The 8294-nt window shown below is 70.4% G+C and carries 5 protein-coding genes; 3 read left to right on the top strand and 2 right to left on the bottom strand.

What is annotated here, in order from left to right; all coding sequences use genetic code 11:
• The first annotated feature begins 398 nt into the window (after positions 1 to 398).
• Together ACFYXB_RS26475 and ptsP are read left to right on the top strand one after the other, a co-directional pair.
• Positions 399 to 848, top strand: coding sequence for a PTS glucose transporter subunit IIA (locus ACFYXB_RS26475; protein WP_351360894.1), 450 nt, complete (start codon positions 399 to 401; stop codon positions 846 to 848).
• 79 nt (positions 849 to 927) lie between these two features.
• Positions 928 to 2598 (top strand): phosphoenolpyruvate--protein phosphotransferase, encoded by a 1671-nt coding sequence (ptsP, locus tag ACFYXB_RS26470; protein WP_351360897.1) that lies wholly within the window; start codon positions 928 to 930, stop codon positions 2596 to 2598.
• Between the two features lie 72 nt (positions 2599 to 2670).
• Here the strand turns inward: ptsP and ACFYXB_RS26465 are convergent, their stop codons facing one another.
• Positions 2671 to 3564: a hypothetical protein gene (locus ACFYXB_RS26465; RefSeq protein ID WP_389586539.1), complete on the bottom strand. Its 894-nt coding sequence runs from the start codon at positions 3562 to 3564 to the stop codon at positions 2671 to 2673.
• 187 nt (positions 3565 to 3751) lie between these two features.
• On the bottom strand, positions 3752 to 5719 hold the full coding sequence (locus tag ACFYXB_RS26460; protein WP_389586537.1) for an acetoacetate--CoA ligase: 1968 nt from the start codon (positions 5717 to 5719) through the stop codon (positions 3752 to 3754).
• 213 nt (positions 5720 to 5932) lie between these two features.
• Between ACFYXB_RS26460 and ACFYXB_RS26455 the strand changes: the two genes are divergently transcribed.
• On the top strand, positions 5933 to 8293 hold the full coding sequence (locus tag ACFYXB_RS26455; RefSeq protein WP_389586535.1) for a glycoside hydrolase family 31 protein: 2361 nt from the start codon (positions 5933 to 5935) through the stop codon (positions 8291 to 8293).
• The last annotated feature ends 1 nt before the right edge of the window (position 8294 follow it).

Below are 8294 nucleotides of genomic sequence, written 5' to 3'. Positions count from 1 at the left end.
GCTGTTGAGTTCTCAAGGAACGGACGCTTCCTTCGTACTCACCCTCTCGGGCTTTCCTCCGGGCGCTTCCCTTCGGTGTTTCCAGACTCTATCAGTGTTTTTCCGTCTCTCTGACCGCCCTCCCGCAGACATGCCGAAGGAGACCCCGAGATAGGATCTGACAAGTTGAGTGCTGCTGAGTATGGACACCTGGTGGCGTCGCTCGGCCTCAAGCAGGAGTACGACTGTACACGCGCCCTCGAAGGCGGTGCAAATCGATTGGACTGGTGGTCTAGACCACTAGCTGGTAGCTTCCATGCGGAACCGACTCTTCATCTGACATACCCTGCTGCTCAGCGTGCCGTCCGGGACAGCCAGTGACGGCCTCTATATGCAGCCCCACCTCCGGGAGGCTTCCCATGACCACCGTGACGTCCCCACTCGCTGGACGCGCCATCGGACTGGCTTCCGTGCCGGATCCGGTCTTCGCCGGGGCCATGGTCGGCCCGGGCACCGCGATCGACCCCGTGCGTGAGCCTTCGGAAGCAGTCGCCCCCGTGGACGGCGTCATCATCTCGCTTCACCCGCACGCCTTCGTCGTCGTGGACGACCAGGGACACGGCGTGCTCACCCACCTCGGTATCGACACCGTGCAGCTGAACGGTGAGGGCTTCGAACTGCTCGTCAACAAGGGCGACACCGTGACGCGGGGCCAGGCCGTCGTGCGCTGGAACCCGGCCGCCGTCGAGGAGGCCGGGAAGTCCCCGATCTGCCCCGTGGTGGCACTCGAAGCCGCGGCCGACTCCCTCTCCGACCTGCGTGACGACGGCGATGTGAAGGCCGGCGACAGCCTCTTCGGCTGGAACTGACATCGGTGCCGTCGTACGACGGCACGTAGGACAACCACCGCGGCGGCGGGACCTGCCGCACTTATCGGAGACGGGTGAGATGGAGACAACGCTGCGAGGCGTCGGCGTGAGCCACGGTGTGGCGATCGGCGAGGTGCGGCACATGGGAACGGCGGTGCTCGAGCCGCCTGCCAAGCAGATCCCGGCGGAGGAGGCGGAGCGCGAACAGGGGCGGGCCCGCCAGGCTGTGGACGCTGTGGCGGCCGACCTCATGGCGCGGGGCAATCTGGCGGGGGGTGAAGCCCAGGCGGTGCTCGAGGCGCAGGCCATGATGGCCCAGGACCCCGAGCTGATGGCCGATGTGGACCGGCGTATTGCTGTGGGCAGCACGGCCGAGCGTGCGGTGTACGACGCGTTCGCCGCGTACCGCGAGCTGCTGGCCGGCGCCGGTGAGTATCTCGCCGGACGTGTGGCCGACCTCGACGACGTGCGGAACCGTATCGTCGCCCGGCTGCTCGGCGTTCCGATGCCGGGTGTTCCCGACAGCGACGAGCCGTACGTGCTCGTCGCCCGTGATCTGGCGCCGGCCGACACGGCGCTGCTGGACCCGACCCTGGTGCTCGGTTTTGTCACCGAGGAGGGCGGGCCGACCAGCCACAGCGCGATCCTCGCTCGTGCGCTCGGTGTGCCGGCTGTGGTGGCACTGCCGGGTGCGGGTGAGCTTGCCGAGGGGACGGTGATCGCCGTCGACGGCAGCACCGGCGACATCTTCGTGAACCCCAGCGAGGAGAAGAAGGCGCAGCTCGAGGCAGCGGCCGCCGAGCGGAAGGCGGCGCTGGCCGCCTCGACGGGCCCGGGTGCCACCGCCGACGGGCACAAGGTGCCCCTGCTGGCCAACGTGGGTGGTCCGGCGGACGTGCCTGCGGCTGTGGAGGCGGGGGCCGAGGGTGTGGGTCTGTTCCGCACCGAGTTCCTCTTCCTTGACGACAGCAAGAACGCGCCGTCCGAGGAGAAGCAGGTCGAGGCCTACCGGCAGGTGCTCGAAGCGTTCCCCGAGGGCCGTGTCGTCGTACGGGTGCTGGACGCGGGTGCGGACAAACCGCTGGAGTTCCTGACTCCGTCCGACGAGCCGAATCCGGCGCTGGGTGTGCGCGGTCTGCGGACACTGCTCGACCACCCCGACATCCTGCGGACCCAGCTGACCGCGCTGTCCAAGGCCGCCGAGGGGCTGCCGGTCTATCTCGAGGTCATGGCGCCGATGGTGGCCGACCGTGCCGACGCCCGGGCCTTCGCCGACGCGTGCCGTGCGGCGGGGCTGCGGGCGAAGTTCGGCGCGATGGTGGAGATTCCCTCGGCCGCGCTGCGGGCGCGCTCGATTCTGCAGGAGGTCGAGTTCCTGTCCCTGGGCACGAATGACCTCGCCCAGTACACCTTCGCCGCCGACCGTCAGGTGGGTGCGGTGTCCCGGCTGCAGGATCCGTGGCAGCCCGCGCTGCTCGACCTGGTGTCGCTGTCCGCGGACGCGGCGAAGGCCGAGGGCAAGAGCTGTGGTGTGTGCGGCGAGGCTGCGTCCGACCCACTGCTGGCGTGTGTGCTGACGGGTCTGGGGGTCACCTCCCTTTCCATGGGTGCGGCGTCCATTCCTTATGTGCGGGCGACGCTGGCCAAGTACACGATGGCCCAGTGCGAGCGGGCCGCGGCGGCCGCCCGGGCGGCGGACAGCGCCGAGGAAGCGCGCGGGGCGGCCCAGGCGGTGCTGTCCGGCGAGTAGTGAGTCGCGCCGGGCTGCCGTCGGTGGTTCTTCAGGGGCGCTCCGCCTTCGGATGGAGCGCCCCTGGCGCGTTCAGTGGCGGTGTCCTGGTGTCCCGTCGTCCTTTCCCAGGTCGGGCGGTACGCAGTAGTCGACGCCGGATTCCGGGGAAATGAGGTCGCCGGATTCGATGTCCGTGCAGTAGGCGTCGAAGACCTCGCCGGCGGTGAGGGGCTCCAGGCCGTCCTTTCGGATCCGCCATCCGTAGATGCGGTCGGCTGTGCCGGGCGCGCTCGTGCGCATGACGAGTCCGCCCGGGCTGCGGGTGGCGATGCCGAGTGCCAGGACGGTGGTGAATTCGAGGGCCTCCGCCTCGTCCAGGCGTGTGATGCCCTCGGCGTCCTCGTCGGCGTGCAGGACGGACACGAGTGTTTCCGGTGATCCCCAGACACTGCACACAAGGTGCCGGTCGCCGGGCGATGCCGTGTCGAGGATGCGGGCGAGCAGGTCCGAGGCCCGGTTGAAGGCCGCGCGGCCGATGTCCTCGCCGCAGGTCGTGCAGGGACCGATTCGAGCCAGCAGGGTGCTGGCGTATTCCCAGGTGGCCTGGCGGATGGCCTCGTCGACGAGCTCGGGCACGAGTTCGTCGAGTGCCTGGCCGTCGTAGGGGACGGTGGCACCGGTGGCGGCGAGTTCGGCGGTGAAGCGGGTGCGGCTCGACGCGGTGTCCGGTTCGAGGCCGGTCTCCGCGCAGTATTCGGCGTACTCCTCCGGGTCGAACAGAGCGAGGGTGGTGTGGCCGCCCTGCGCTGCGCGGGCCCTGAGGAGTGCCTCCATCTGGTGGAGGTAGATGGTGTGGTCGTCGAAGGTGAAGCTGCGATAGCGCCGCATGGCCAGGAAGTCCTGCTCGTCGGTGAGCAGGCCGATGGTGCCGGCGATTTCGCGGCGCAGGACGCGTCGCATGGTCAGGTGGTCGGTGTGCGCCATGTTTCCCCCAGTGCGCGATCGATCAATGCTCACTCACAGTAACCGGAGGCACTGACAACGGGTGCCGGTGGCGCTGGCGGCGCTGACCGCGGAGGGGCAGACGGGGTGCGGCCGGCCTGGGACTTCGCCGTCGTGCTCGGCGAAGTCCCAGGCCGCCTACGGAGGTTGACCAGGCCTTCCGTTTGGGTCAGGCGCGTTTGCGGGCCAGCTCCTCGTAGAAGTTGAGCAGGTCGAGGTTGTCGATGGAGCCCGGGTTGACGGCCTTCTCCAGGGGTGTGCCTTGAAGCAGGCGTTTGACCGGGACCTCGATGCGCTTTCCGGTGAGGGTGTGGGGAACGCCGGGTACCTCGATGACCTCGTCGGGGACGTGCCGTGGCGAGAGCTGTTCGCGGATGGCCTGCTTGATGCGGGCCAGGAGGGAATCATCGAGAACCGCTCCCGGGGCCAGCTGCACGAACAGGGGCATCCAGTAGCCCCCGTCGGGCTGTTCGATGCCGATGACCAGGGATTCCTTGATCTCGGGGAGGCGTTCGACAACTTCGTAGATGTCGGCCGAACCCATGCGCACGCCCTGGCGGTTGAGCGTGGAGTCGGAGCGGCCGTGGATGATCACGGAGCCGCGAGAGGTGACGGTGATCCAGTCGCCGTGGCGCCAGACTCCGGGGTAGGTGTCGAAGTAGCTGTCGTGGTACCGGCTGCCGTCGGGGTCGTTCCAGAAGCGGATCGGCATCGACGGCATAGGGTTGGTGACCACGAGCTCGCCCACCTCGTCGACGAGGGGCTTGCCGCTGGGGTTCCAGGACTGCAGGTCGGTGCCCAGGCCGGGCGCCTGGAGTTCGCCCGTGTACACCGGGAGGGTGGGTACGGCTCCCGCGAAGCAGGAGCACACGTCCGTGCCGCCGCTGACGGAGGCGATCCAGAGGTCGTCGCGGACCTCGTCGTGCAGCCAGCGGAACCCGTCGGGCGGCAGGGGCGAACCGGTGGTGGCGACGCACTGCACCTTGGACAGGTCGAAGTCGCGGGACGGGTGCACGCCCGCCTTGCGGCAGGCCATGACATACGCGGCCGACGTGCCGTAGAGGGTGGCTCCCGTGCGTTCCGCGACGCGCCACTGGGCGCCCGTGTCCGGGTAACCGGGGCTGCCGTCGTACAGGACGATCGTGGTGCCCGTGAGGAGCCCGGAGACGAGGAAGTTCCACATCATCCAGCCGGTCGAGGTGTACCAGAAGAAACGGTCCTCGGGGCCGAGGTCGCAATGCAGGCCGAGCTGTTTGAGGTGCTCGACCAGGATGCCGCCCTGGGACTGGACGATGGCCTTGGGCAGGCCGGTCGTGCCGGAGGAGTACAGCACCCACAGGGGATGGGCGAAGGGGACCTGTTCGAAGACGGGCTCGGTGTCGGCGGACGTCAGTGCCGACCACTCCAGAGCGCCCTCCGGTGCCTCGGTCCCGAGGAGGGGAATGTGGACGACGGCCCGCAGGGTGGGCAGTTCGCGGCGCAGTTCGGCGACGACCTCACGCCGGTCGTGCTCCTTGCCGCCGTAGCGGTAGCCGTCGACGGTGAACAGCACGACGGGTTCGACCTGCTGGAAGCGGTCGAGGACACTGCGGGCGCCGAAGTCGGGGGCGCAGGAGGTCCAGACGGCACCCACGGCGGCCGCGGCGAGGAGGGCGACGACGGCCTGCGGGACGTTCGGGAGGTAGCCGCTGACGCGATCGCCGGGGCGTACGCCGAGGGCGCGCAGTTCGGCGGCGAGTGAGCCGACCTGGCGGCGCAGCTCGGACCAGGTCACCGGGCGCGGTTCGTGGGTCTCGTCGACGTACAGGAGCGCCGGTTCGTCCGCGCGGGTCGCTGCGGCGCGCAGGGCGTGCTCGGCGTAGTTGAGGGTCGCGCCGGGGAACCAGTCCGCGCCGGGCATCGCGCGGTCGCCGAGCACGCGCGCGTAGGGCGTCGAGAACCGGACGTCGAACCACTCCGTGACGGCTTTCCAGAACGTGTCCAGCTGGTCCACGGACCAGCGGTGCAGTGCGAAGTAGCCGCCCTCGGACGGGGCGCCGTGGTGCTCGGCCGCCCAGGCCTGGAACTTGGTGATGCGTGCCTGGGCGATCCGTTCCGGATCTGGCTGCCAGAGCGGCAGGGGGTTCGCGGTCGACATGGGGCGGCTCCCGGACTGTACGCGTGGTGTGCGTCACTCGCGCACGGGCTGGGTTGTGCGCGTGACGCGGCTGACAGGGACGATGCCATGTGATCGACTTCTACACCAGGGTGCGCCCCACATAGTCCCTGTCGTAACGATGTGCTCCCAGCACGGGTGAACGGCAGTTGAACGACACGCGCGTGTGGGGCTGTCAGTGGCAGGGTGAGCAGCATGGACGGTCGTGACCTGGTGCGTTCGGTGAAGGTGGTCGGTTCGAGGAGGGCGGCTCAGGGGTTGCGCACCGTACGGGCCGCATGGCGCAGGAGGCGTACCGACGCCGTCGCGCTGAAGCCGCGGGGTGCGGAGCGCGCGCGGGTGCCGGGTCAGGTGAGCGGCGTGGAGCCCGGGCCCGGGGGCGGTCTGATCCGTTTCACCAGGTCGGAACTGCGGATCACCGTCGATGTGAACGGGGCGGTGTTCTGGGGCTGGGACGGGGCCGGTCCCGAGCCGTCGTACGCCCTCGCCGGGCGCTCCCCCGAGCCGGACCCCAGGGCGGTGCTGGAGCCGGACAAGGACGGCGGCTGGCGGGTCGTGGCGGAGCGGGTGACTGTCGTCGTCTCCCGGCACGGCGCGATAGAGGTGTGCACCCCCGGGGGCGTGACGCTGCGGCGGGAAATGCCGCCGCGATGGTGGGAGCCGGTCGGTGGCGGGACGGCGCGCTGGATGCAGCGCTCGGAGGTGGCCGCGGACGCACGCTTCTTCGGCCTGGGCGGCCGCGCGGCGGGGCCCCGGCTGCGCGACGGGACGTACCGGCTGTGGAACACCGACCCGGGACGTGCCTTCGAACCTGGTGACGATCCCCTGTACATCACGATGCCGGTCCAGATGGTGGTGGCCGACGCGGCCACGCACCTGGTCTTCCACGACACCTCGTGGGACGGGACGGTGACGTTGCGGGAGGGCGAGGAGGGCGCCGGATCGGGCCATGACCGGGCCGGGCGGTGCGAGCTCAGGGTGGACGGCGGTCCGCTGCGCTGCTGGGTCATGGTGGGCACTCCCGCGCGTGTGCTGCGCGCATGGGCCTCGCTGACGGGGGCGCCCGCGCTGCCACCCGCGTGGGCGCTCGGGCACCATCACGCGCGCTGGGGTTTCAGCTGCGAGCAGGAGGTACGGCGGATCGTCGCGGGCTATCAGGAGCACGGCCTGCCGCTGGACGCCATCCACCTGGACATCGACCACTTCGACGCGCATCAGGTGTTCACGGTCGACAGCGAGCGCTTCCCGAGGCTGCCGGTGCTCGCCGAGGAGCTGCGGCGCGTGGGGATCCGGCTGGTGTCGATCGTGGATCCGGCGGTGAAGTCCGAGCCGGGCAACACCGTGTACGACAGCGGGACCGCCGTGGAGGCCTTCGTGCGGGACGCCTCGGAGCAGTTGGTGCGGGGCGAGGTGTGGCCCGGGGAGTCGGTCTTTCCCGACTTCACGCACGCGCGCGTGCGCAAGTGGTGGGGCGGGTTGTACGAGGAGCGGCTCGCCCAGGGCTTCGCCGGGTTCTGGCACGACATGAACGAGCCGACGTCCTTCAACGCCTTCGGCGAGTCGACCCTGCCGCGCTCGGTCCGGCACTCGCTGGAGGGCTTCGGTGGCGACCACAGGGAGGCCCACAACGTGTATGCGCTGTGCATGGCCAGGGCGGCCTATGAGGGGCTGCGCGAACTGTCGCCCCAGCACCGGCCGTTCCTCTTCTCCCGCTCCGGCTGGGCCGGTATGCAGCGATACGGCGGCACGTGGTCGGGGGACGTGGCCACGGCCTGGCCGGGGCTGCGGGCGTCCCTGTCGCTGGCGCTGGGGCTCGGGTTGTGCGGGGTGCCGTACTCGGGGCCGGACGTGGGCGGTTTCGACGGGAGCCCGTCCCCGGAGCTGTTCCTGCGGTGGTTCCAGCTCGGCGCGTATCTGCCGCTGTTCCGCACCCACGCGGGTCTGCGGGCGGGGCGCAGGGAGCCGTGGGAGTTCGGCACCGAGGTGCTGGAGCACGCACGCGTGGCGCTCGTCGAGCGCCGGCGTCTGCTGCCGTACTTCATGACCCTCGCGCATCTGGCCAGGCGCACCGGTGCGCCCTATGTGCGGCCCGTGTGGTGGGGCGCGCCGGAGGACCGGGCGCTGCGCGACTGCGAGGACGCCTTCCTGCTGGGCGACTCTCTCCTGGTGGCGCCGGTGCTGGACCCGGGCGCGGACCGGCGTGCCGTGCTGCTGCCCAGGGGGCACTGGTACGACACGGTGACCCAGCAGGTGTACGAAGGTCCGGGGCAGGTTCTCGTCGACGCCCCGTTGGCGAGGATTCCGGTGCTCGCGCGCGCGGGTGCGGTGATTCCGGTGCGGGGTGCGGACGGCGGGCTCGAGCTGGAGGTGTGGGCGCCCGCCCGTGGCCGGACCGGGGGCGGGCTCGTCGTGCCGGACGCGGGCGACGGGTGGGACGAGCTGGAGATCGAACGGTACGTCGCCCGCTGGGAGGGCCGGCGGGTGGTGGTCGGACGCGAGGGGGACGGCGGTGTGAGTGAGCCGCCCTACCCGGTGCGCATTCGAGGGCTCGGGTGAG

Origin of the sequence: Streptomyces sp. NPDC002619 (assembly GCF_042889305.1) — a bacterium.
Classification (GTDB): Bacteria; Actinomycetota; Actinomycetes; order Streptomycetales; family Streptomycetaceae; genus Streptomyces.
This window is presented reverse-complemented; position numbering and strand designations above follow the sequence as displayed.